11 protein-coding genes and 4 pseudogenes are annotated in these 23,400 nt (G+C 51.6%); 4 read left to right on the forward strand and 11 right to left on the reverse strand.

Annotated features, from left to right (window positions below; genetic code table 11):
• Nucleotides 1-25: 25 nt before the first annotated feature.
• The 7 genes and pseudogenes from METMA_RS0100400 to METMA_RS0100440 form a co-directional block, all read right to left on the reverse strand.
• On the reverse strand, nt 26-1,345 hold the full coding sequence (locus METMA_RS0100400; RefSeq protein WP_020157073.1) for a PepSY-associated TM helix domain-containing protein: 1,320 nt from the start codon (nt 1,343-1,345) through the stop codon (nt 26-28).
• Between the two features lie 133 nt (nt 1,346-1,478).
• A complete protein-coding gene (locus METMA_RS0100405) occupies nt 1,479-3,662 on the reverse strand; it encodes a TonB-dependent receptor family protein (protein WP_152564963.1) in 2,184 nt (727 codons plus the stop codon).
• Between the two features lie 148 nt (nt 3,663-3,810).
• Nucleotides 3,811-14,073: a non-ribosomal peptide synthetase gene (locus METMA_RS0100415; RefSeq protein WP_020157076.1), complete on the reverse strand. Its 10,263-nt coding sequence runs from the start codon at nt 14,071-14,073 to the stop codon at nt 3,811-3,813.
• 10 nt (nt 14,074-14,083) lie between these two features.
• Nucleotides 14,084-15,259 (reverse strand): cupin-like domain-containing protein, encoded by a 1,176-nt coding sequence (locus METMA_RS0100420; protein ID WP_232216294.1) that lies wholly within the window; start codon nt 15,257-15,259, stop codon nt 14,084-14,086.
• A gap of 391 nt (nt 15,260-15,650) precedes the next feature.
• The gene (locus METMA_RS0100425; RefSeq protein ID WP_020157078.1) at nt 15,651-15,896 is read right to left on the reverse strand and encodes an MbtH family protein; all 246 of its coding nucleotides are present in this window, start codon (nt 15,894-15,896) and stop codon (nt 15,651-15,653) included.
• A 587-nt stretch (nt 15,897-16,483) separates the two neighbouring features.
• A pseudogene (locus METMA_RS28280) lies at nt 16,484-17,416 on the reverse strand (IS3 family transposase).
• Between the two features lie 61 nt (nt 17,417-17,477).
• Nucleotides 17,478-17,773: pseudogene (locus METMA_RS0100440) on the reverse strand (transposase); the annotation flags it as partial.
• A gap of 304 nt (nt 17,774-18,077) precedes the next feature.
• Between METMA_RS0100440 and METMA_RS0100445 the strand changes: the two are divergent.
• The 4 genes from METMA_RS0100445 to METMA_RS0100460 all read left to right on the forward strand — a co-directional run bounded on the left by METMA_RS0100445 (nt 18,078) and on the right by METMA_RS0100460 (nt 19,929).
• Nucleotides 18,078-18,350 (forward strand): CopG family ribbon-helix-helix protein, encoded by a 273-nt coding sequence (locus tag METMA_RS0100445; RefSeq protein ID WP_020157081.1) that lies wholly within the window; start codon nt 18,078-18,080, stop codon nt 18,348-18,350.
• Nucleotides 18,338-18,637 carry a type II toxin-antitoxin system RelE/ParE family toxin gene (locus METMA_RS0100450; protein ID WP_027146912.1) on the forward strand — a complete coding sequence of 100 codons (300 nt, stop codon included), beginning with the start codon at nt 18,338-18,340 and terminating at the stop codon, nt 18,635-18,637. The genes METMA_RS0100445 and METMA_RS0100450 overlap by 13 nt, the downstream gene beginning before the upstream one ends.
• A gap of 12 nt (nt 18,638-18,649) precedes the next feature.
• Nucleotides 18,650-18,781 carry a hypothetical protein gene (locus tag METMA_RS27955; RefSeq protein ID WP_020157083.1) on the forward strand — a complete coding sequence of 44 codons (132 nt, stop codon included), beginning with the start codon at nt 18,650-18,652 and terminating at the stop codon, nt 18,779-18,781.
• 284 nt (nt 18,782-19,065) lie between these two features.
• Nucleotides 19,066-19,929, forward strand: a complete 864-nt coding sequence (locus METMA_RS0100460; protein ID WP_020157084.1) for an AraC family transcriptional regulator — start codon at nt 19,066-19,068, stop codon at nt 19,927-19,929.
• Nucleotides 19,930-20,686: 757 nt separating this feature from the next.
• Here METMA_RS0100460 and METMA_RS28155 read toward each other — a convergent pair.
• The 4 genes and pseudogenes from METMA_RS28155 to METMA_RS27670 all read right to left on the reverse strand — a co-directional run.
• Nucleotides 20,687-20,788 (reverse strand): annotated as a pseudogene (locus tag METMA_RS28155) (IS3 family transposase); the annotation flags it as partial.
• A 335-nt stretch (nt 20,789-21,123) separates the two neighbouring features.
• On the reverse strand, nt 21,124-21,789 hold the full coding sequence (locus METMA_RS28285) for a toprim domain-containing protein (RefSeq protein ID WP_027146913.1): 666 nt from the start codon (nt 21,787-21,789) through the stop codon (nt 21,124-21,126).
• Nucleotides 21,786-22,277: a DUF5710 domain-containing protein gene (locus METMA_RS28290; RefSeq protein ID WP_232216296.1), complete on the reverse strand. Its 492-nt coding sequence runs from the start codon at nt 22,275-22,277 to the stop codon at nt 21,786-21,788. The genes METMA_RS28285 and METMA_RS28290 overlap by 4 nt, the downstream gene beginning before the upstream one ends.
• Before the next feature lie 20 nt (nt 22,278-22,297).
• Nucleotides 22,298-23,366: pseudogene (locus tag METMA_RS27670) on the reverse strand (transposase); the annotation flags it as partial.
• Between the last annotated feature and the right edge of the window lie 34 nt (nt 23,367-23,400).

Below are 23,400 nucleotides of genomic sequence, written 5' to 3' on the forward strand. Positions count from 1 at the left end.
ATTAATAACATCTGTTGATCCATGTTTATCGGTGTTGCTCAAAGGGACTGGCATGTTTAGGATCAAGATCTTCAATTCTTATGCCTGAAGCTTTGCGAGCTTTAATGCCGATTTCGATCTTATACCGTTTTTTTCGGATAGCCCGACGCTTTTGCCGCCAGCGGATAACGCCTGTGACGAACAGCACCGGACAAGCCAAACCCATTGCGCACACCGACAGTCTTCCGATCATGCCAAAGGCCTGTCCAGAGTGTAACGGCCATTGCCATTGCGTAAGCACTTCACCCGCAGTAGCTGTGACTTCAGCTGGATCGTCTATATCGAGCACTTTACCGGTATAGCGGTCCATCACCACGCACACCCGTTGCAGCCAACTGCCGGGCCGGTCGACACTGTTCAGGCACACCGTATAGGTGTCGGTGCTGCCAGGCGCGCCATAGATCCAGTGCGGGCGTCCTTTTGGATAACGTTGTCTGGCAATAGTCACCACATCAGCCATACTGATGGGTTCCAGGCTAGGTTCCGGTGTGGAACTGAACCAGTAGCGGTAAGTGACCGGCGAGAACAGTTCGACCACAGGTACGATGCGTTCAGGCAACACCATATAAACCCCGGAAAACAGCACTGGGATCATGATCAACGAACTATAAACCCCGGATGTTTTATGCACATCGAAGTTTAAGCGTTCAGTTCCTGCTTTACGTTTAATCGTTAAAGCCTGTCGCCAACGCCCGGTCAACGGCCACCAGACAATCAAGCCGGTCAGTGCCGAAATAATCAGCAGCGCGCCGGAAAATCCCACAATGGCGGGGCTTATTTCGGGGGCTAACAGCAAGTCATAATGTAATTCAAAAATAAAGCCTATAAAGGTTTTGGGAATGGCGCTATCGGAAGAACTCATCAATCGCTTACCCAATACTTTAGCGGTATAAGGATTCACATATATCTCCCAGTTTTCAGTCACCCCCGCTAACGGCATCGGGTAGGACAGCTTAAAAACGGAGCTGTCATTGCGGGGATAATCGCTGTAAACATGCACGGCTTGCTTGGGTATGGCTTGTTGGCCCGCCTCAATGATTTCCGTCAGTGGTTTGTAGGGCTGATTACCATTCGGTGGCACAACCGTTAATAATTCAGGGTTTAGCCATTCGTCGATTTCATCATGGAACACCAGGATGCTACCCGTCAGTCCGTAAATGGCGAGCAAGAAGCCGAGGGTGAGTCCCAGCCACAAATGTATGGACAACCATCTTTTCCGGCGAGCTTTTAGGTTTATAAGTCTGAAGTCGGCATCAGATGCTTTCATTGCCTTAATCACCGTTAAATGTTGATCAAATTTTTTCATGGCTTTTTCTGATAGAATCTCGTCTCAAGGTATTGGGAAAAGTGGCAGCTTGGCCTGACCAAGCATTTAATCGTTAAACCAATCCATTACCGAAAAATGGGTGCGCCAAACCGCAAGCGATTCGACTAACACCTCAGTATCGATACTCGAAGCCACCAAACACTGTACGCGTAGAGCCTGGATTGAACAGTGCGGTATCTGCGCCTCCGGCGTTGCCAGTAACAGAAACTGAAGCCGTGTAATACTCGTTGGTAAGATTACGTCCGTCTACGAATACTTTCCAATGCTCGCCGTCGTCCCAACCCATTCTGGCATTCAATAAAGCGTAAGGCTTGGCGGCTAAGGTATTAGTGAAATCCACCCAATTGGAGCTAACAATTTGTGCATTCGGTCCTATGTAAAAACCACTGGGATGTTGATAGAGCGCTTCAACACGCGCAACATGTTCAGGAATAGCGGGCAAACGATTATCGCCTAACCGCTCATCACTATCGAAATGGAAGTTATTCCAGGTGTAATTTCCACTCAGCCTGATTTGGTCGCCCGATGCAATGACATCTAGCGGCACTGTACTTTCAAGAGCCAATTCAATGCCGGTATGCTGGGTATTCCCGGCGTTGGCAGTCGTGAAATCTCCGCTACCAAAAGGTGGTGTGGGGATGACAAGGAGTTCATCATTCAACCACGCATGGTAAAAAGCCAAATCCCATTTCAGCCAATCCGCTTGACCACGGGTACCGATTTCCACGGTGCTAGCTGTCTGGCTGGTCAGGGTTGGTTTTTGAAATACACTAATTAAATCAATTAAAGGGGGCGGCTCCGAACTGCGACTCAAGTTGCCATAAATCTGCGCTTCCTTGGTGGCTTGCCAAGTAAAGCCCAGCTTGGGATTGAAGTTAAAAAAGTCCTGGTCAGCCTGATTACTCGGCCTATCCGGGCTAGGCTCATAGCCTACCGTCCTTTCATAGTCGACCTTGCGATAGTTGATTTGCGCGCCAACAACCAAGTTAAAGGCGTCAGTGAGGCTTAATTGATCTTCCAGATAGACTTCTGTATTAATCCAGTGATCCCGCTCCTGGTTAAGCAAGGCCCCTCTCCGGACGCTTCCATCTGGATTTGTGGTGCCATCAAAATTGCGGTCCTTAATCCACATCCATTGATTTAACCCTCCCCACACCACTTTATTCTTCAAGCCAAGCAACCCGCCGTTGATCTCATGCCGCCATGAAAAACCGGCATCTTGCCAGTTATCCCGGAAAAAACCGAAAGGAAAGGAGAAGGAAAAGTTTTTGTTGAAGTAATAAGCCCCCATATCAAAGCGATCGCCATCGGCCAGCCTTATCGAATGGCGTAAATCGACACGATAAACAGGAAAACCGGTCGGTGGTACGGATGTCGTAGTATTTTGGTTGGGGTTTTCGCTGATTTGTTGCTTGGTTATCGGATCGGGATACAGGTAATTATGATTTTGAATATCAACGGAAAGTCTGGTTTCATGGTTCTCGTTCCAGCGATAGCCAATATTGCCATAGCCAAAAAAATGTTCTTGGTCGTTGAGATTACGGGTGGTATTGGTGTCAATATAGGAGAACGACCCATAAGCATCAAAGCCTTTTCCCAATATTCCGCCTGCGCTGATGCTGGGCATCACATAACCGTTAGTTCCATAGGTCATGCCCAGCCTAAGCCGGTCAGCCGTATAACCGGTGGGCGTGATGAAATTGATAGCCCCGCCCAAATTGCTAGAGCCATATTCAAGGGCGCTAGCGCCCCGGTAAACATTGATATGGTCAATTGCATAAAAATTGAGCGATTCGGTATCAGTTGCACCACTAGCGTTAGTATAAGGCAGTCCGTCTCGAAGAAATTTCAGTCCCCGAATTGGAGAAATGATCGAATTGACGTCAGAACCCCGGATGGAAATGCGTGATCCTCCAGCAATGCCACTGCCAAGGTCTCCTACATAAACGCCTGCGGTATTGGCGAGAGCATCGCTGACAGTCAGCGGCGCGCCTTCTTTAATACGTTCGGCGTCAATGACCGTCGTAGCTCCGGGAACCTGGCTTAATTCACGTTTAGAGTCAGCTATGGAGGGCGTTGTCAAAGACGGGTCACCTGAATCTTCCCCCACCACCGTTAACGCTTGCAGTTCTATGATATCGGATGTTTCGGAAGCCGATACCCTCCCACCGGTATTCCTGGCAGTCGTTTTTTTATCATTTAACTCCTCGGCCGCCATGCAGGAGTCTGATATAAGTAAGGCTAGCGCCAATGAGGTTGGATGTAAAAGGTTGTATATGTTTTTTTTTCTTGTCATTTTTTAAGATTGTTTTTAAGGTTTTTATAATTATTTATCAGCAATGTTTTCTGAACCTGGCTTTGCTGACCAAGTGGCCCGGCTTCAAAAGCATTGAGAAGCTCCAACGGTTATTATTTTTTCTTGTCCTTTAGCCATTTGAAATTCATCAAAACGTTTCATCATCAAGCAATAAGGCCTCAGCTTCTTCGTCCGAGAGATTATCCAAATGCGCGATCAGCAATTCTTCGACCAGTAACGCCAAGGCTTCGATAGTGGACGCTTCGAATAGCCGACGCAGCGGCACTTCGATACCGAATGCTCTGCGCAGCCGCGACAATACCTGCACGGCCAACAGCGAATGGCCGCCCAGATCGAAAAAGTTATCCGCCACCCCAACTCGTTCAATGCCCAGCACTTCTTTCCATATATCGACTAATGCCTCCTCCGCGGGATTGCGCGGCGCAATATAGGCACGGTCGCTTTGCCCCAACATATCGGGCGCGGGCAATGCCTTGCGGTCGATCTTGCCGTTGGCACCGAGCGGCATGACATCCAGCCGAACGAAAGCCTGCGGCATCATCGCATCGGTTAACCGGGTAGCTAAGTGTTCTCGTAATTTTGCGAATAGCTCGGCATCGTTGTTGACGAATCGTTTGCTGCATACGACATAAGACACTAACATCTTACCGGAGGCGCCGCCTTCCCGGACCGTGACTAGGGCTCGTTCAATGTTAGGAAAAGTCAGCAGTTGCGCTTCGATTTCACCCGGCTCGATGCGAACACCGCGAATTTTGACCTGATGATCGATTCGCCCCAGAAATTCGATGGCGCCGTCCTCGCGATAACGGCCGAGGTCGCCGGTGCGATACATGCGGCAGCCGGTTTCATCGAAAGTATCCGGAATAAATTTTTCGGCGGTCAAATCCGGGCGATCCAGATAGCCGCGCCCAACCTGAATACCGGTCACGCAGATTTCTCCGGGTACGCCGACAGGCACAGGCTCCAGCCATCGATTCAAAAGATACAGTCTTGTGTTGTGCACCGGTCGGCCGATCGGAACGATGGTTTCGGCGTCGCTTGGTATCGCCGGAACTTCGTAGTAAGACACATCGTCCGAACATTCGGCGGGACCGTAGGCGTTGAGCACCTTGACATGGGGCATTCGCTCCATCCAGCGGCGGCATAATTCCGGCGAAAATGCCTCGCCGCAGGCGATCAGCCATCGCAACTCGGGAAGCCCGAGAATATCCACGCTATCCAGCAAGGCCTGGATCATCGACGGCACGGCTTCCAAAACAGTCACGCCGCTTTCGCCCAATTGCGCCAGCAGCCGGTAAGGCTCCTTGACAATTTCGTCCGGAAGGATTTCGACCCGCGCCCCGCATACCAATGCGGTCAGGTGCTGCCAAACGGAAATGTCGAAACATTGCCCGGCCGTTTGCGCGATGACATCCTGTTCGGTCAAGTCCAGGGCCGGTACTTTGGTGATCAGGTTGTTGAACATGCCCTTATATTCAACCATCGCACCTTTCGGCTTGCCCGTTGAACCGGAGGTGAAAATGACGAAGGCCAGATTGTCGGGGCCATGACGTTTCGGTGGATTTTCCGTGCCGTTTTCGCCCGATTCCAATTCCTCCAGAACGAGGACATCCGGCCGAGACAGCAGTTGAAGGCCCAATGATCTGGGTGCCTGCTGAACCGCACCCGCCGTCTCTCCCGCCCTGTCCGCCAAATCCGACGCGCGGTCAAAATTCGATTCACAGGTCAATACCCAGGCGGCTCCGCTTTCTTTCAGCACTTGGGCGATCCTACCGTCGGGGTGGCTCGGGTCGAGCGGCAGATAAGCCATGCCCGCTTTAAAGGCGCCCAGCATCATGACCAGATAATCGATGCCGCGCTCGCTAAACAGAGCGATCAACATCTCGGGATCCGCTCCTTCGGACATAAGCGCGTGGGCGACCCGGTTGACGCGCTTGTTGAGTTCTCCGTAAGTCAATTGTTTCTCTAAATAAGCCACCGCAACGGCATCGGGCTTGCGCGCCGCTACCGACTCGAACTGGGTGATCGTATCGCAGGGTTCCGGATAGGCATGCACCGTTCGGTTCCATTGTTGCAACATGAGCCGGCGTTCCTCTTCCGCGAGCAGCGGAATTTCACATATCCGCTGCTCGGGATTAGCGATCATTCCTTCCAGCAGATTCCTGAAGTGTCCGAGCATACGTTCCACGGCTGCCGTTTCGAACCTGTTTGTATGATAGGTAATCTGCAAATGCAATCGCTCGCCCGGAATGACCATGCCATTAAGCGGATAATTGGTATGGGTGCGTGTAGCCACATCGACAATGTTTAACGCGCTTTCGTTTGAGCGCAGACTGGGATCAACGGGGTAATTTTCAAATACCAGCAGGCTCTCGAACAAAGGCTGTTCACGTGGTATTTCGCTCCAACTTTGTATCTGCACCAATTGGCTATATTCATACTGCCGTAGTTCGATATTTTGCCGCAACAGGCCGCTCAAAAATTCCGCTACCGGCAGCGCCATATCGACGGCGACCCGTAGCGGCAGAGTATTGATGAACACGCCCAGCATGTCTTCACTGCCAGGCAATTCTGGAGGACGTCCCGATACGGTCACGCCGAAGACCACTTCCCCGCGCCCGCTGTATCGACTCAACATCACTGCCCAGGCCGCTTGCACAAAGGTATTCGGCGTGACCCGGTATTGTTGGGCCATTGCGTTCAATTTCTTGGTATTTTGCGCCGACAGAAAAACAATCGCATCGGCGACGCTCGCTTTGCCTTTCTCTGCGTCAAGCAACAATTTATCGACGTTAAACGGCGTCGATTCGGTCATTCCATGCAAATAGCGTTGCCAAAATTGCTTTGCAGCGTCCTTATCTTGTTTTTGCAGCCAGGCGATGTAGCTCTGAAATCGAGGCGCCGGCAGTTGAGGTCGCAATTGCCCTAGGGACAAGGCTTTATAGTTAGCCATCAATTCGACCAGCATCAAAGACATGCACCAAGCATCGATCAATATATGGTGATAACTTCTAACGAAACAGTATCGCTCTTCCGCCAAGCGTATCAAACGAACGGTCATCAATGGCGGCTTGAGAAAATCGAAACCTTGCTGGCGTTCCTCAGCCAGCATAGTTTCCAGCCGATCCTGCCTATCCGCGGAGTTTAACAATCGCCAATCGTGATATTCGAAAGGCAAATCGACATGGCGATGCACGATTTGTACCGGATGAGGGCTTGTTTCCCATAAAAAGCCGGTGCGCAGGGCGGTATGACGGTCAATTATCATCTGCCAGGCGCGTTGAAAGCATGTTTCATCTATTACGCCGTGTACGTCAAAACGATCCTGCATCAGATAAATTCCCGACCGGGGAGCCATCAAGGTATCGAACAGCATGCCTTCCTGCATCGGCGAAAGCGGATAGATGTCTTCGATTTCGCGGGCGGCGTACGGCAAAGTGTCAAGCGTTTCCTGATCCAAAGCGGCCAAAGGGAAATCGGACGGCATCAAGCCTGCAGGCTCAGCGGCAAGACAATGATCGACCAGTCCTTGCAATATTTCGGTAAATCGCCCGGCCAGCCCTGCAACCGTTTCCTTTTGATAACGCTCTGCGCTGTACCGCCATTCGGTCCGCAGTTTCCCCCGGCTCACATAGGCGTTGATTTCCAGTTCATAAGCCCTTGAATTATCGGCGTCGCGGGATGCTCCTTGTGCCTCTGAAGCAAGATGCCAGGGCGCATCGATGAATGCTTCGTCGAGGCGGCCAAGATAATTGAACAGCAGTTGCGCTTTGGGCGCTGCCGCCAGTTTCGACGAGACATCCGGCAAACTTGCGTAACGCAGCAAGCCGTAGCCGATTCCTTTGCCTGGAATACGAGATAACTGCGCCCTGATCGATTTTATCGTATCGCCGATCGACGCATCTTCGGGCAAGCGAAGGCAAAGCGGATAGACACTGGTAAACCAACCCGCCGTCGATGATACGTCGATATCGTCAAACAAGGCTTCCCGCCCATGGGCTTCACGATCAAAAAACACGCTGTCGCTACCGCACCACTCAGATAGGGTTTGCACCAATGCGACCAACAGCAAATCGTCAACGCTGGTGCGGTAAGTAATAAGGGTGTCGCGCAGCAAAGCCTGCGTACCGGCTTCGCTTAATTCATCGCTACAGCTTGCGGTAACGCCTTCGAGGCGCGCTCCCTCGGGGTGATCGACAGGTAAAGAGGCGGGATTCGCCGCAATGCTATCGAGCCAATAGTCGGCCTCGCTTTGCAAAGCTCCGCTTTTGGCAAACGCATTGAGTTGCTCCGCCCAGTGTTTAAAGGAAGTGGTTTTGGCCGGCAATACGGCTGTTTTAGCCGTCGACAATTGAAAATAAACGCTTTGCAGATCGTCCAGCAGGATGCGCCAGGATACCCCGTCTACTACCAAATGATGGATAACGATAAACAGACGGGCGCTTTGATGCTCGCCCCGGTCGAACCAAATCGCTTGCAACAAGGGGCCTTGACTCACATCCAGGCTGGCTTGGCTGCGGTTACACTCCGCGTCCATAAAGCCGGCCTTATCCGCTTCGGGCACCGCGCTCATATCCACTCGCCGTAACAACGAATGTTCCTTATTCTGCCCGCTCGCCTGATGCCAGACGCCGTCTTTCCGGTTGAAACGAAGCCTTAACGCATCGTGATGAGAAACCAGGCAATCAAAAGCCTTTTCCAATAAGGCCATATCCAAAGTCGTTTTCACTTCCAACAGAACCGATTGATTCCAATGGTTGGGATTGGCAAAGTTCTGTTCGAAAAACCAGTGTTGAATCGGCGTCAATGGCGCATCGTCGTAGGTATCGTCTTGCTCAAAATTCCTCGGCCTGCTTTGCGTTATCGCTTCCGCCAGCTCAGCGACCGTTTGCAGCTCGAACAGTTGACGCGGCACGAATGCCAGTCCCGCCTGCCGCGCCCGTCCAGCGACCTGGATCGCCAGAATGGAATCCCCGCCCAGGGCGAAAAAATTATCGTGAATACCGATCCGTTCGATCCTCAACACATCCGACCAAATCCGAGCCAAAACTTTTTCCGCTTCATTCCGAGGAGCCTCATATTGATCGGCGAATTGCAGGTCAAAATCCAGTGCCGGCAAGGCTTTACGATCCAGCTTGCCGTTACCTGTCAGAGGCAGGCGCTCCAATTCCATCAATACCGTCGGAATCATGTAATCGGGCAGACGCGCCTTAAGAAAGTCTTGCAATACGTCCATGTCCGGCACGGATGACTGGTTGCTCACCCAATATGCCGCCAAATACTTGTCGCCGGGGCCGTCTTCGCGGACGATTACGGCAGCTTCGCTAACGGCAGGGTGTTGCAGCAGCAGGGCTTCGATTTCGCCTAATTCAATCCGGAAACCGCGTATCTTTACCTGGTGGTCGATGCGTCCCAAGTAATCGATGACGCCGTCCCGGCGATAGCAAGCCAGATCGCCGGTGCGATACAAACGCTCACCCGTTTCGGCGAATGGATTCGGCACAAATCGTTCGGCGCTTAAACCGGGCTGATTCAAATAGCCACGCGCCAATTGAATGCCGCCGAGGTAAATCTCACCGGCAACACCCACCGGTACCGGATTCAAATGACTGTCCAATAGATAAACCTGTGTGTTGGCAATGGGACGGCCGATCGGCATCGGGGTTTCGGATTGGCTGGGCCGGCAGCGCCATACGGTAACGTCAATGGACGCTTCGGTCGGCCCGTAAAGATTGAAAAGTCCGGCATCGATGCATTGGTAAAAGCGTTTTTGCAAATCGGCCGTCAACACCTCGCCACTACAAATGACCCGGCCCAAGGAGCCGCAGCGGTCAAAATCGGCCACGTTGAGGAAGGCGCCCAGCATCGAAGGTACAAAGTGCAGTGTCGTGACAGCATGCCGTTCGATCAGCTCCACCAGTCGTTCAGGATCTTTGTGGTCGCCGGGTGCGGCCATGACCAGTCGTGCACCGGACAGCAACGGCCAGAAAAATTCCCACACCGAAACATCGAAGGTATAAGGCGTTTTTTGCAGCACGGCATCGCCCGCATCAAGGCCGAAGTAGTCCTGCATCCACAGGAGACGGTTACGAACGCCTTTGTGCGGCACGCCGACGCCTTTAGGCCGCCCCGTAGAGCCGGACGTGAACAGCACATAGGCCAAAGTCTCATCGCCGATTCGCACATCCGGGTTCCGCTCGGAATAGCCGGTAAAATCCGTTAGCCCGGCATCGAGGCGATAAATCGCTCCGGTAAAACCCGAAAAGATAGGCGCGAATTCCGGCTGGGCCAAAATCAGCGGCGCATCGGCGTCGTTCAACATAGCCGAAAGGCGTTCTTGCGGATATTCGGGATCGAGCGGCAGGTAGGCGCAGCCCGCCTTCAGTATACCCAACAAACCCACCACCATTTCCAATGACCGCTCGGCGCAAATACCGATCGGGGTATCCGGCCCGAATTTTGCCGCAATCAATGCATTGGCCAAACGGTTGCTGCGGGCATTCAATTCCCGATAAGTGAGTTGCCGATCCTGATAGATCAAGGCTATCTGATCCGGGATTTTTTCCACTTGTGCCTCAAACAAGCGATGCAAGCAACACGTACCTGAATAGTCGGTTTCCGTGGCATTCCATGCAACCAGCCGGTTCCGTTCGTCCGCCGAAAGCAACGGCAAATCGTCCAATTTCATATCACAATCGGCTACGATACCGGCAAGCAATCGTTGAAAATGCCCTCCCCAATTGGTAATCGTGTCTTTCTCAAACAAATCGCAGCGATACTGGAAGGAAAACTGCAAGCCATCTTGGCATTCTGCCGCCATCAGTTTGACATCGAAATTCTCGACCCGCTGCTGTATCGCCAACGGACCGGCCCGCATCGTTCCCCAATCCGAAAATTCGCCATCCTCCCCCAAAGCGAGTTGCGCCAAGTCCGTATCGAAACCGGCCTGAGCCTGCTGCAACACGAACAACGTCTGGTAAATCGGCCAATGATCAGCGACACGTTCGGGTTGCAGGCGTTCCACCAGCCGGGAAAATGGGAAATCCTGGTGTTCCAGCGCACCTAACAAAGCACCGTTGACTTCCGCCAAATAGGCCGAAAAGGCTTTGTTACCGGAAGGGCTGCTGCGTAAGGGCAGCGGGTTGACAAAATTGCCAACGACCGAAGCGAAACGTGCTTGAGGGCGTCCGCTGGCGGGAACGCCGACGATCAGATCCTGTTGGTAGGTATAGCGATGCAACAATACTTTGTAGGCGGTGAGCAGTAATGCAAATAGTGTCACACCTTGCTGTCCAGCCAGCTTTTTGAGTCGTTCGGTTTCGTCACGGTCCAACCGGAACGCTACCGAAGCACCGCGATACAAATCCGCCGGGAGCGAATTTGTATTTACCCGCAGGGTGTCGGGCAGGACAGCCCGGCATGACTCCGCAACCACCGGTCTTGGGCGGTCGGTCGGCAGAGAAAGCAGCGGGAGTTCTCCGGTCAATTGCCGTTGCCAGTAAGTCCAGGCTTTATCACAGGACGGACTTTTCAGATACTGCCGTTGCCAGACTGCAAAATCGGTGTAGCTTGAGTTGAGGTTGTTTAATCTGGGCTCCTGTCCAAGGGACAAATCGGCATAGATTGTTTTCAGTTCGCTGACGAGAATGAGCACGGACCATAGATCGACAGCGATATGGTGGGCACAGATTAAAAGAATGTTGCCAGTTTCAGTGAGTAAAGATTGACCATCGGTATCTCGACCCGATCTTGTCTTTCCCTGTTGATAATATGTGGTACGAAACAGCGGCCCGGCTTCCAGATCAAAAGGTTCTCTAGCCCGCCGGGCCATATCATCCTGAAGTCGAGATTCCGTCCAAGCGGATGCGTCGATGGCTGTAAAAAATTCCGGTAGCTCGGACGTCGGCAGCACCTGTTGAATGATTTCGTTATTGGCGTCGGCACGGTATAACGTGCGCAGTAGGGGATGACGATCCATCAGGTAACGAAAAGCATGTTTTAAGCGTTCCTGATCGAGAGTCCCGGCGATGCGAAGTGCCAGATGGAGATTGTAGACGATACTGTTCGGCTCCAATTGCTGCATCGTCCACATGGAAAATTGGGTTGCGGACAGTCCTGAGCGGGAATGTACACTGATCTCGGTATGTCCCATGGAAACCTGCGCGGTGGAATCCCCTGCTGTAAATTCGGCGATTTCAGATAGTATTTCGGCTATTTTTTCCAGCGAATCATCAGATAGAAACAACGACAAAGGCGCATCGATGCCTAACAACTCATCTGCCTCGTGCTTAAGCTCGACCGCCTTGAGCGAGTCGAGTCCCAATGCGCGTAAGGATGAATCGGCAGGCAGGGCCGATGCTTCAATTTTTAACAACAGAGCAATTTTCTGGCTAAGAAAACGGGTAATTAATACCGTACGTTGCGCTTGAGGAACAGCTAATAGCGCCTGTTGCAGAATTTGAAATTGAGGGATCCCTCCATGGACGGCCGCTACGCGCCCCACTTCGCTCCCGGCGAAATGGAGCTGTGACGACAAAGAGCCGCTTTCTACCATGGTTTTAGAATGAGTAGCTCCGCCCTCACCCGAACGAAACAACACAGGCAATGAATTTTCCAAATACATTTGTTTACAGGGTTGGCGACGAATTTTACCGCTGGATGTTTTGAGAACCGTACCGGGTTGTACCAGAACACATTCGGCGGCGGCCAGTTCGCAGACTTCGGCAAGAACTTTTCGCATTGCAGCGGCAATCGCCTCGTAGTCGCCCGAGCGCATTGCCGCACGCGTTATCTCGGCGACGACGATCAGTTGCTCTTCGTCTTCATGGTTTATCGAAAAAGCTACGCAGCCGTCGGGGATAAGCGCCTGGATTTCCTCGACCAGTGCTTGCTCGATGTCTTGCGGGTAGACATTCCGGCCACGAATGATGATCAAATCCTTGATACGGCCGGTTATATGAAGTCGGCCGTTGTGGAGAAAACCCAAGTCGCCGGTACGGAGGAAAGCTTGCTCGGTGTTTTTTTCCGTAGAGAATCGAGCGCCGATATTTTGATGATCTGCGTCCTCCGTATCGATCGTTCGCGCTCGAAACGTGTGTTCCGATTCATCGGGCCGATTCCAATAGCCTTGGGCTATACTGGGTCCGGCCACCCGGATTTCACCGACATGCCCTTCCCGGCAAAGACTGCCTGTTTCAGGGTCGACAATGCGGATTTCGTGATGATGGGACGTTGCACCACAAGAAACCGGGCGGTTTATCGGCTTGTCTTCGGCGTGCTGCGCGTCTCCTTCGGAGGGCAGATGCGCGCCTGACACAAACAGCGTGGCTTCGGCTAAACCATAGCAAGGGAAAAAGCTTTCCCTACGAAAACCCCGGTCGGCAAACTTTTCTGCAAAACGCTCCATTGTAGCGGCGTGCACCGGTTCCGAACCGTTGAATGCCAAGGTCCAGGCACTCAAGTCCAACTCTTGCATTTGTTCCGCAGTCACCTTGCGAAGACAAAGATCGTAAGCGAAATTAGGGCCGCCCGACGTGTTCGCCCGGTAGTTTGAAATGGCCTTGAGCCAGCGGACGGGTTTTTCCAGAAACGCCATAGGCGGCATTAAGATGGCGGTGGTTCCCAGATAAAGCGGCTGCAGCAAATTTCCGATCAATCCCATATCATGATACAAGGGCAGCCAGCCGACGACTGTGGTGTGTTCGGTATGCTCGAAACCTTGTTTTATCGCCTTCTGGTTGGCCATCAGGTTGCCGTGGCTGACCATCACCCCTTTAGGATCTCCGGTAGAACCGGAGGTGTATTGAAGGAAAGCCAGGCTGTTGGCGTTGAGTGCAGGCTTGACCCAATCTCCGGCAGATTCGGCTTCGAGGTTATCCGTGGCGAACCATGCGGGTTCCGGTATCGTGGGAGCGACGCCTTCGTCGCGACTTGCGGCTTTAGTCGCGACGAAGGCGTCGCTCCCACAGGCGAATTCATTGCGGAATTTCACTGCAAGATCCGTTGTGGTCATGATAACGGCCGGTGCGGCGTCGTTAAACACGGCCAAAAGCCGGGATCTCTGCCGACGCGCGGGCGGGCTGGCAGGAACTGCGACAACGCCGGCATATAAACAGCCGAAAAAACCCACGATATAATCAAGCCCGGGCGGATACAGCAACAAGGCCCGTTCGCCGGTCATGCCCAGGCTTTGAAGCTTGGCGGCAACAGCACGGGCGCGCCGATCCAGTTGCGCAAACGTTAATCGACCGCTTTCGTTTTCACCGTCCTGTAGAAAAACGTAGGCCGTCCGGTCGGGCTTTTCATCCGCCCTACTACACGTCAATTCAACAAAGTTGGAACAGCTTATTTGAACACTACCCGTCAATCCGGATTCTTCAATGAAACGCACAATGATCTCCTTATGAGACGTAGTTCAGATATGACCGGTACCAGGGAAGCACGCGTCTGGCCGGTTGTCCGGTGCATTGCCCAAGGGCGATGACCGCATTGTAATAAACGTTCTTGAGGGGCATTCCCCGTTTCAATGCCAAAACCCCCTGAAAAGCGCTGCCGCGCGTATGCCAGTCCACATTGAAGGACATCGAGCAGTCGAGACTGCGGACGTGGTGAAGCATTCCCGACGGCATGTACAGCATGTCTCCGGGCTCTACAATACATTCTTGAATCTGCGCGTCCCGGTAAAGAGGATGGCGTATAAAATCGGGCGTTTCGGCATCCACCTCGCACCAGCGCCATTTGTAGCGATAACAGAACGGCAGTTGATCGTGATGCAATAAAATGAAGCGTTTGCGCCCTCTGACCTGAAAGAACAGGTTGTGAGTGAGCAGGCAATCGAAATGCAAGGGCGTTAAACTCTGGCTCGGCCCAAGAAAGAATTGGGCGAATTTAAGCCAATCGGCCCGATACCAGTCCGGAAAATAGTCGGAAGGAAATCCGTCAAGATCATCCGCCGCATCCGGCAATACCGACAACAACGGCAGATCGTGCAAATAAGGGGGCCTATCCTTGGCCAATACCTCATTCCGTTGCAGCCGGGTTTCGAAAAGCGCCATACAATCCAGATAATCACTCAATTGTGATGTGATGGTCTTCAGCCCGGTGACTCCTTCCTCGTTCAGGCCTTGCTTGAGTATGACGGTGCGGGAGCCGACAACCTCTCGAAGATAATCGTCCGTCCAGCAGGAGAGCGCCCGACAATGTTTTAACGCTTTGGGGACCACCACAGGACGATTCTTTACCACAAAATCGGAAAAGAAATTTGTCGAAGATAGGTTCTCCCTGCTTTCTACCACTGGATATCGTTTTTTTAATAGTGCCGACTCCAAAGGCAGCACTACCGGTAAATCAGCGGTCGACCCCATCGTTTCCCTCGGCAACCGCTCCATGCGTTGCCCTACCTCCTGCACCCATGCTGTCGTACCGATTGCTACGCTTTCTCCATCCTTGGCAGTTGAATTTAATCCCATTAAATTTTCCATTTTACCTCCAACGGAGTTCTCTCTAATCGCGCCGGAGGCACCGCTCCAGCGATTGGCTATACTGCACAGCAGCGGCGCGTCGTTCACGGTTAGCATAGCCACGAAATCCGATCGACCGACACAGCACCCGCTGTCAGGCTGTTTGTTCGATAGCCGAACGGGAGTCGGATTTTCAAACCATCCCAAAAGCACATCAAAGGCGTCTAACTAAAAATATGCGCCGCACCCTTTGATAAGGGGCTTCTTACGTGTTCATCTATGTAAGAAGGTTTCCGCTTTTTTCATCTTTCAGGATTTAGTCCAGTTTCGCCTGATCCCTCACAGAAAACACGATCCGCAACAATTTCAACTAAGCTAGGCCCTTGTTAAGCGGCTCTACAGAGCTTCGGGAACTTTTTAGTCTCTCCTTCAAGCGACAAAGAACCATAGAAGATGCGAACAGCTTGCCCGGCCTCTAACCGTCCGGCAGCTTGGATGAGCGTTGCCATTAACAGTTCGTTGCACCGATGTCGCTAAGCTCTGCGTTTTCCGCCATTGCCTTGCGCAAACTCAAAGGACGCATATCCGTCCAAACGTCTTTAATGTAATCCAGGCATTCCTGTTTCTTTCCGGTTCTGCCGACAGTTTTCCAGCCTTTAGGCACCGCCTTGTACTCCGGCCAAATGGAGTATTGCTCCTCGTGATTAACAACCACATGATAGATCGTCGTATCTTCCTCTTCGTCCCAAGCCATACTCTACCCACTTTGCATTAGCATCCAAGACTGGCGCTGAGTTGACCGCGCCAGGCTTCGTTGAACAAAATTCCCAAAAAGAGCGGCCATGAGGTAACGCCGCTTGGAAAAGGTCTATGAACTCTTCAAAGAGTCGGGAGGGATGTTAGGCAGCGAAGAAAGGAAACAAAATGCGACAAAATGTCGCAGGATAAATTGTCGCATCTTAAAAAGTAAGAACTATGTCATATGACACAACTCCCAAAATTTTTTATGGCATATGCCGCACTTTATAAAAATCAGCTGTATTTTTATTTAAAAAAATATTTTTACAAACCGCAATCATTGCGGTTAACACTGTAATGATTATTTTTATGCCAGTGCCGGCAATGCCAGTGGATTATCGGCTCCGGCCATTCTGCTGAATTTGTGGTACCTGCTGAAACTGGAGCTTCTGCCTTAGCTTTACTCGGAGGCATCTCAACAGGGGATTCCTCTGATGATCATCGGTTCCTTAGAACGACCAAAAACCAAGCAGTGCGGCAATCGGAAGGCCAGCTTAGGGATGGCGTTCAAATTGATGTGTCAACACTTTTCCGGACACACGGTTAAGCCGCTTTATGCCGCAATTCGTAATTCACGGGCGACCTATAGCCATTGGCTGAATATAATCGCTCGCGGTTGTAAAAGATCTCAATATATTCAAATATCGCCTGTCTAGCCTCAGTCCGGGTTTGATAGGTCTGATGGTGCACCAACTCGGTTTTCAAGGTATGGAAGAAGCTTTCCGAAACCGCATTATCCCAGCAGAGTTGCCCTTACGGCTCATGCTTTGCCTTACGCCATGCCGGGCTAATAGTGCCCGGTGGCTTTCCGAGGCATATTGACTGCCGCGATCGGTATGCCATAACAAGCCTTTGTCGGGCTTGCGCTGCCAAATAGCCATCAAGAGCGCATCATTCACCAGCTTGGCCCGCATATGCTCGGCCCTTGTGCCCTATGGGTAATCGACCAACCGGCCACTAGTCGGAAAACAGATCAATCACCACCGCCAGATACAGACAGCCTTCCTGAGTATGAACGTGGGTGATGTCGCCGACATAAGTCTGATTAGGTTGATTCACGGTAAATTGACGGTCCAGATGGTTCGGTGCAATGGGTAGATCATGTTGGGAATTCGTAGTCGCCTTGAATTTGCGTTTGGATTTACAGGCCAGATTGGCTTCCCGCATCAAACGGCCTATGCGCCGCCGGCTCACCGCCCGCTGATGGCCGAGCAATATATGCTTCAGGCGCCGAGTGCCATAGGTCGCCCGGCTTTTGTCAAACTCGGTGCGGATGAGGCTCGTCAAAGCGGCATCGTCTTTCTCGGCCTCTGTTTGCCCGCGCTGTAACCAGGCATAATAAGCGCTACGGGACACCTTCAGGAATCGACACATCGCATCCACTGAAAAGTCATTCGTATGTTGCTTGATCCAGGCGTACTTCTCGGCAACTGCTCCTGCGTTGCCTACAGGGATGTAGGTACTTAGCGTGAGCAGGAGCGGAAGCTGCGCCTAAAGCGCCTACTGTTGGTGCTCTACCTCCTGCATCCATGCAGTCGACCGGGTTTCCCTGGCAAAGTACGCCGCCGCCTTTTTTAGTAAATCGCGCTCCTCAGTGAGTCGAGCGACCTCTTTCTTCAGCCGCTTTAATTCATCGTAAAGGTGCTCGTCAGTGCGTACCGCTTTGTCGCTGGTTTTGGGCCGGCTATATTTGCTGATCCAGGTATGCAACGTATAGACATTGATACCGAGATCCTTGGCGGTCTGGACAATCGACTGGTCCGACTCGTTCGCCAGTTTAACGGCTGACGCTCTGAATTCCGCACTATAGACTTTTTGTTTTTCTTGATTCATTTTGGGCACACGTTTTCTGTTCACTTTCTTTTAAATTGTGTGTCCGGTTTAATGTAGCCATATCAGTCGCAGAATTTAGGAGTTTTGCGACATGCTGACTTCGACCTCGAAGATTTGCAACGTGTTGCCAACTGGTTTAAACGCTACTGACAGCCACTTTGAAAAGTGGCAATAGCAGTCGTCATTCTGAAAATAACGCAGGCGGCTGCGGCGGGAACGCATTAAATAACCGCTTGTCTTGTAGACCGGTAAAATAATGGTATAGTATCAAAAAGTAATACCTAGTAATAACGAGGGTTTCAGCATGGCGACATCGGTCAAACTAGACGACGATTTGAAAAACCGTATCCAGCACCTGGCTGAGATACGGCACCGTTCAGCGCACTGGATCATGCGTGAAGCGATCCGCGACTACGTCGAACGCGAGGAAGCGAGGGAATCTTTCAAACAAGAGGCCTTGGCATCCTGGACAGCTTATCAAGAAACCGGACAGCACTTGACTGGCCAGGAAGTATGTGACTGGTTGAAGACCTGGGGAACCGATAAAGAGGCCGAGATTCCGCCGTGCCACGAGTGATCGTCACGGAAGGAGCGGTCCAGGGCTTGGAGCGCTGTCGGCGTTTTCTGGCGGAAAAGAATCCTCAGGCCTCAATGAGGGCTGGACAAGTAATCGCCAGCCGATTTTCTTTGCTGGAAACAGAACCGGGCATAGGCAGACCGATCGATGAGCTTCCCGAATTGCGCGAGCTGATCATTCCCTTTGGGGATTCAGGTTATGTCGCGCTCTACCGCGTTGATTCAAGCGCCGATGCCGTCTATGTGCTGGCTTTCCGGCACCAGAAAGAAGCGGGTTACAGCTCATGAACACAGCCAAGCATGACCGCCCATGAAAAATTTCTGCCCCAACGCCAGCGCTATCAGCCAGTTACCCTGCCGCAGGATTTCTCCGATGAGGAAATGGTCAGAGACTGGATGCTTTCGGATACCGGTAGTGGTCAGGATTCTTGACCTTGTAGCCCGTAATTTGTTATGAGATAAGATGGAATAGACACCGGGATATTCGCCGCCATAGGTTATCCTGCCAAGAATAGGTCTTCGTCTGGATCAGACGCGAGTCGTCGCACTGCTTCTCGTGATCATAACCATTGTTTAGCCAGTATTCATGGGACGAAACAATAGCCTCCTCCATTGCGAAAATGGGTATACGCCCTACCGAGTTTCTTCGCAAAAAATGTCAAAACAAGTAGTTCATTTGTTGGCATGATGAATTCACCTTCTTTGAGGAGATGTCGATGAGCGAATATGGTGTAAGGATAAATCGGGCTTTGAACTATGCTCAGGAAAAACTTCCTGAAAATGTTGAACTTGATGATGTGGCTCAGATAGCCGCCTTTTCACCATATCATTTTCATCGTGTTTTTATGCTTGTGGTTGGTGAAAATTTCGCCAGCTTTATACGCAAAAGACGATTAGAATGGGCGGCGATGGAATTACTAAACACGAAGCGCCGTATCTTAGATATCTCCTTGGATGTTGGTTATGAAACCCAAGAGAGCTTTAGTAGGGCTTTCAAGCTCCAATTTAATACTACACCGAGTAAGTTTCGGAATAAGGTGAGAAGCCCGAACGAAGGTTTTATTGGATTGAAATCAGCTTTTGAAATCCATATAGGAGAGCTTATGAAACATAAAATTGTTGAACGTAATGGCTTTGAAGTAATTGGTATACAAAAGGACTATGACTCCCCAGATTTTTCTGGTGCGTTATCTCAATGGCAAGAGTTATGGTCTAGAAGTAACGAGGTTAAGTCCAAAGAAAACAACTGCTATTATGGCCTAACAGTGGTGCCGACTAAGACACGGCAAAAAAATGATTGTTCCGGGGTCTTCCGGTACATGGCTGCAAAGGAAGCAGATAAAGGAGAAATGGTACCCGCAGGGATGATCAAGCTGACCGTTCCTGCTCAAAAATATGCAAAGTATACATACAATGGGCCAATATCTGGCTTTCAGGCGTTTATTATGAATGTTTGGACCCGTTATTTGCCGGAATCGGGCTTGGAAGTTATTGAATCGCCAGAAATTGAAGTATATGACGAGCGTTTTAGCTTGGATTCACATGAGAGTGAAATGGATTATTTAGTGCCTGTTAAGTAGCTGGACTAGTTCTCAGTGAGTTTGCATAACTGGGGAGGCGGCTAGTTTTGTGCTGCCTCTTCTTGTTTTTATGAATTAAAGTGACCTTATACATTGCAATAAGGTATACAGAAAGTGCACATAACAATAGGCTGTATCGGGACCCAAACAGCTCCGCCCGTTTTTGTGCATTCCCCTACACTACATTTTACACAGCTGTTTTTTGGTCGGAATACTCAATTCGTTAGGGCCTCGACTAACCCGGCATGGCTACAATGCCAAGGCCCTGGCTGAACTGCTCGATACCAAACCCGCTGAAATACGGTTATTCTTGCAGGGCAACCTGACTCCAGCCCGGACGCAGGAATTGCAGAACTGCCTGTTGGCGATTGGGATTCCTCTCTGATTCCTTATTGGCACACAATGTGGGCCCTGAGCGATGTTTGCAGGCTGTTGGCAAATAATGCCGGTCTATTCTCATTTAATTCGGGTCGAACGCATCGGCTATTGGCAGTTAATCCGGGGCGAAAAAATGGCTGTTTGCAGGTCCTGTGGTTTATATTTGCAGGCCCCCACACATATCTATTAATTGTAGTTTCTTGATTTCATAATCGCGATTTCTTGCACTTATCCGGCTTTTTTATCTCGGATTAATTGATTTTATAAAATCAGTTTTTCTCGCATTAGCTGTCCCTGTTTTTTAGTCTTCTCACATTAAGTGATTTTATCTGGTGAAATTTCTCAAAATGAAATGGTCAAGTAAAATCAACCAATCCAGTTAAGCAACATTCTGTAGTTGATTCATTTCTTCTTCATACTGATTGGGGCTTTTGTAACCCAGGTACGAATGCAGGCGATGAGTGTTATAAAACATAGCGATGATAAGTTTTTAGCCAATTTAACTAAATTTCATACTTTACAAGAAGTTAGCTGAAATTATGACGAAATATTGACAAGGTTATCCACAGAATTTGTGGATAACCTTTTACACCTTTACAAAATGACTTGCACTATCCGACTTTCATAGCGCGACGCGGCCGCTGCTCTTGCTGAACATTCTGTTTCTGCTCCTGTTCGAGCTGTAGTATCCGTTCTTGGCGTTCCTCCTTTTCAAGAAGCGCCTTGCTTACAGCCGCCATAGCTTGGCGCTCAACTCCACTCCGCCCCAGCTCGCTCTTGGTGGCAAGATCATTAAAATCAGTAAAACTCTTGGGATTACTCTCTTGCTCTCCAGGTGCGAAGATTGGAAAAGTCGCTTTGCCCTACGGCCTTGGCCGCTTCTTTAGCTTTCGTCCGGCCGGGATTGATTCCTTGAGTCGCCTCCAACCGTCGGTCATCGTCGCCGGCAATGATGATCGGCTTATCCGGAAACTTCTCATGCAGTGCGCGGGCAACAGTAGGTAGATTGCCCGAATCAAAAGCCGCGACAGTAGCTTGGCCAAGCGCCTCTGATAGAGTGGCCGCCGTGGCATAGCCCTCGGCAATGACTAATACCGGAGCTACTGCTATAGCGTCCATGCCCCCAACCGGATGAAAACATCCTTCCTTCCGGCTGTCCTTGGCAAACCGCTTGGTGCCGTCCTCCTGGATATACTGCATTGTCCATTGCTTGCCGTCCACATCGAAGGCGGGGATGTAGGTCGTTTGACCTTCCTTATCCGTCAGAGCGCCGATGTGCGCCTGGATGCCTTTGTCTTGCAGATATGGGGTCGGCTTGTCAATTAGTACCAAGATTTCCATTTGGCGGCTGACACGTTGCGCGGTGGCTTCATGCAGTCGTTCTTGCTCGGCTGCCCGTTCGGCCAGCTTGGTTGCGGCTTCGGCCTGCAGTTTTGCTTTCTCTTGCGGATCGAGCGTATAGCCTTTTGATTTCCATTTCATGTCGTGCCGGTGCGGTTGTTCTTGATGTAGCCTGCAGGATGGCCATCCAGGTGGCCAACATAGAAGCCAGCCTCTTCGCCCTTTTTATCGCCTTCGACACCGATCCGGTGCTTCTTGCCATCCATGATCGGGTGTTCGCCGGTTAGGATGCAACCCAAGGACTGTAACGCCTCGGCAAATTCTTCTTTTGGTGTCATCGCCGGTCCTTGCTGGTCTGGCATGTTGTCGGGCTTCCAGCGTTCGAGCTTTGCCATATCAGCATCAGGGCCTGCGTACCAGGACTTCGCCGCCTTATCCCACAGAGCGCCTGCCGCCTTGGCTGCGACACGCTCGCCATAGGGTACGGCCAGATAGGTACGCGGGTCTTGGCCCTGAGTTTTGATTGATTGCTGTTCTGTCGCTGCCTGGCGGGCGCCCTGCGTCCATTTGACAAAGGGAGCGGTATCAACACCCGACGGGATATACCATGACCGCGCTTGCGCCAGCAATGCTCGGCCAAGACCGCTCACTGTACCAAAGCGGCCGCCGCTTCGCCACACTCCTGCTCGTGCACTTCCCAGGCGACGATTTTACGGCTGAAGATATTCATGATCAGGTACAGATAAAAGAACCGTCCGCGCACGCCGCTCGGCAGATAACTGATGTCCCAGGTCCAGACTTCATTAGCCGCTCGGGCTTGATGTGTGGTCGGAGGCCGGGATTTCTGTCTGTCTTTTGCACGCCCCCGATGATGCAGCTGATCCGCTGCCTTCAGAATGCGATAAAAGCTGGACTCCGAAGCTAGATATAGGCCCTGGTCCGCCAGTCTCGGCACGATCTGGCTGGGCGGCAGGTTGGCATAGGCCGGCTGGTTGCAGATGGCCAATACCTGAGCCCGCTCCTGTTCCGACAGCTTGTTCGCCGGCTCCGGGCGTTGCGCTTGCGCGCGCTGGTCCTGACTAATCTGGCCGGCTTCCTGTGTCCAGCGCTGGAAGGTGCGCAGGCTGAGCCCGGCTTCTGCGCAGGCCAAACGCTTCCGGGCGCCCGCAGAGGTTGCTTCGCGAATCCAGGCCACTAATTGTTGCCGCTCCGGGTACGAGGTTAGTCGGCCTCGTTTGCCTCCCAGAGGGCTGTCAACTTTTTTCGCAGCACCAGCAAAGCCGCGGCTTCCGCCAGGGCTTTCTCCTTGCGGTTGAGCTCTTTTTCGAGCGCCTTGATGCGCTGTTTGTCCTGCTTTGCTTCCAGTCGCTGCTGTTGCTGTTGCGCTCCGGCCTTCTGGGAGCCTTGAATGCAGGTGTCCTTCCAACGCCGGATCTGCTCGGGATAAAGGCCCTGGCGGCGGCAGTATTCGCTCAGTTCCAGTTCGGTCATGGCCACGGTTTCCACCACGGCGGCAAATTTTGCCTCCGGCGACCAGTCTTCTGTTTGTTTCCCGCTGCCAGGCACGGGCACCCCTGTTCTTTGGCTTGTTTGCGCCAATTGTATAACGTCTGGTCACAAATCCCTTCCTCTCTGGCAACTTCCGGTACTGAGCGGTTATGGGGTGGCAACAGTTTTTTTAATACAGACGCTTTGCGTTCTGCTGAATAATGCGACATTACATGCTCTTTCCGTCCCCTGTCTGATTTCCAA

It is taken from the genome of Methylobacter marinus A45 (assembly GCF_000383855.1).
GTDB classification, from domain to species: Bacteria; Pseudomonadota; Gammaproteobacteria; order Methylococcales; family Methylomonadaceae; genus Methylobacter; species Methylobacter marinus.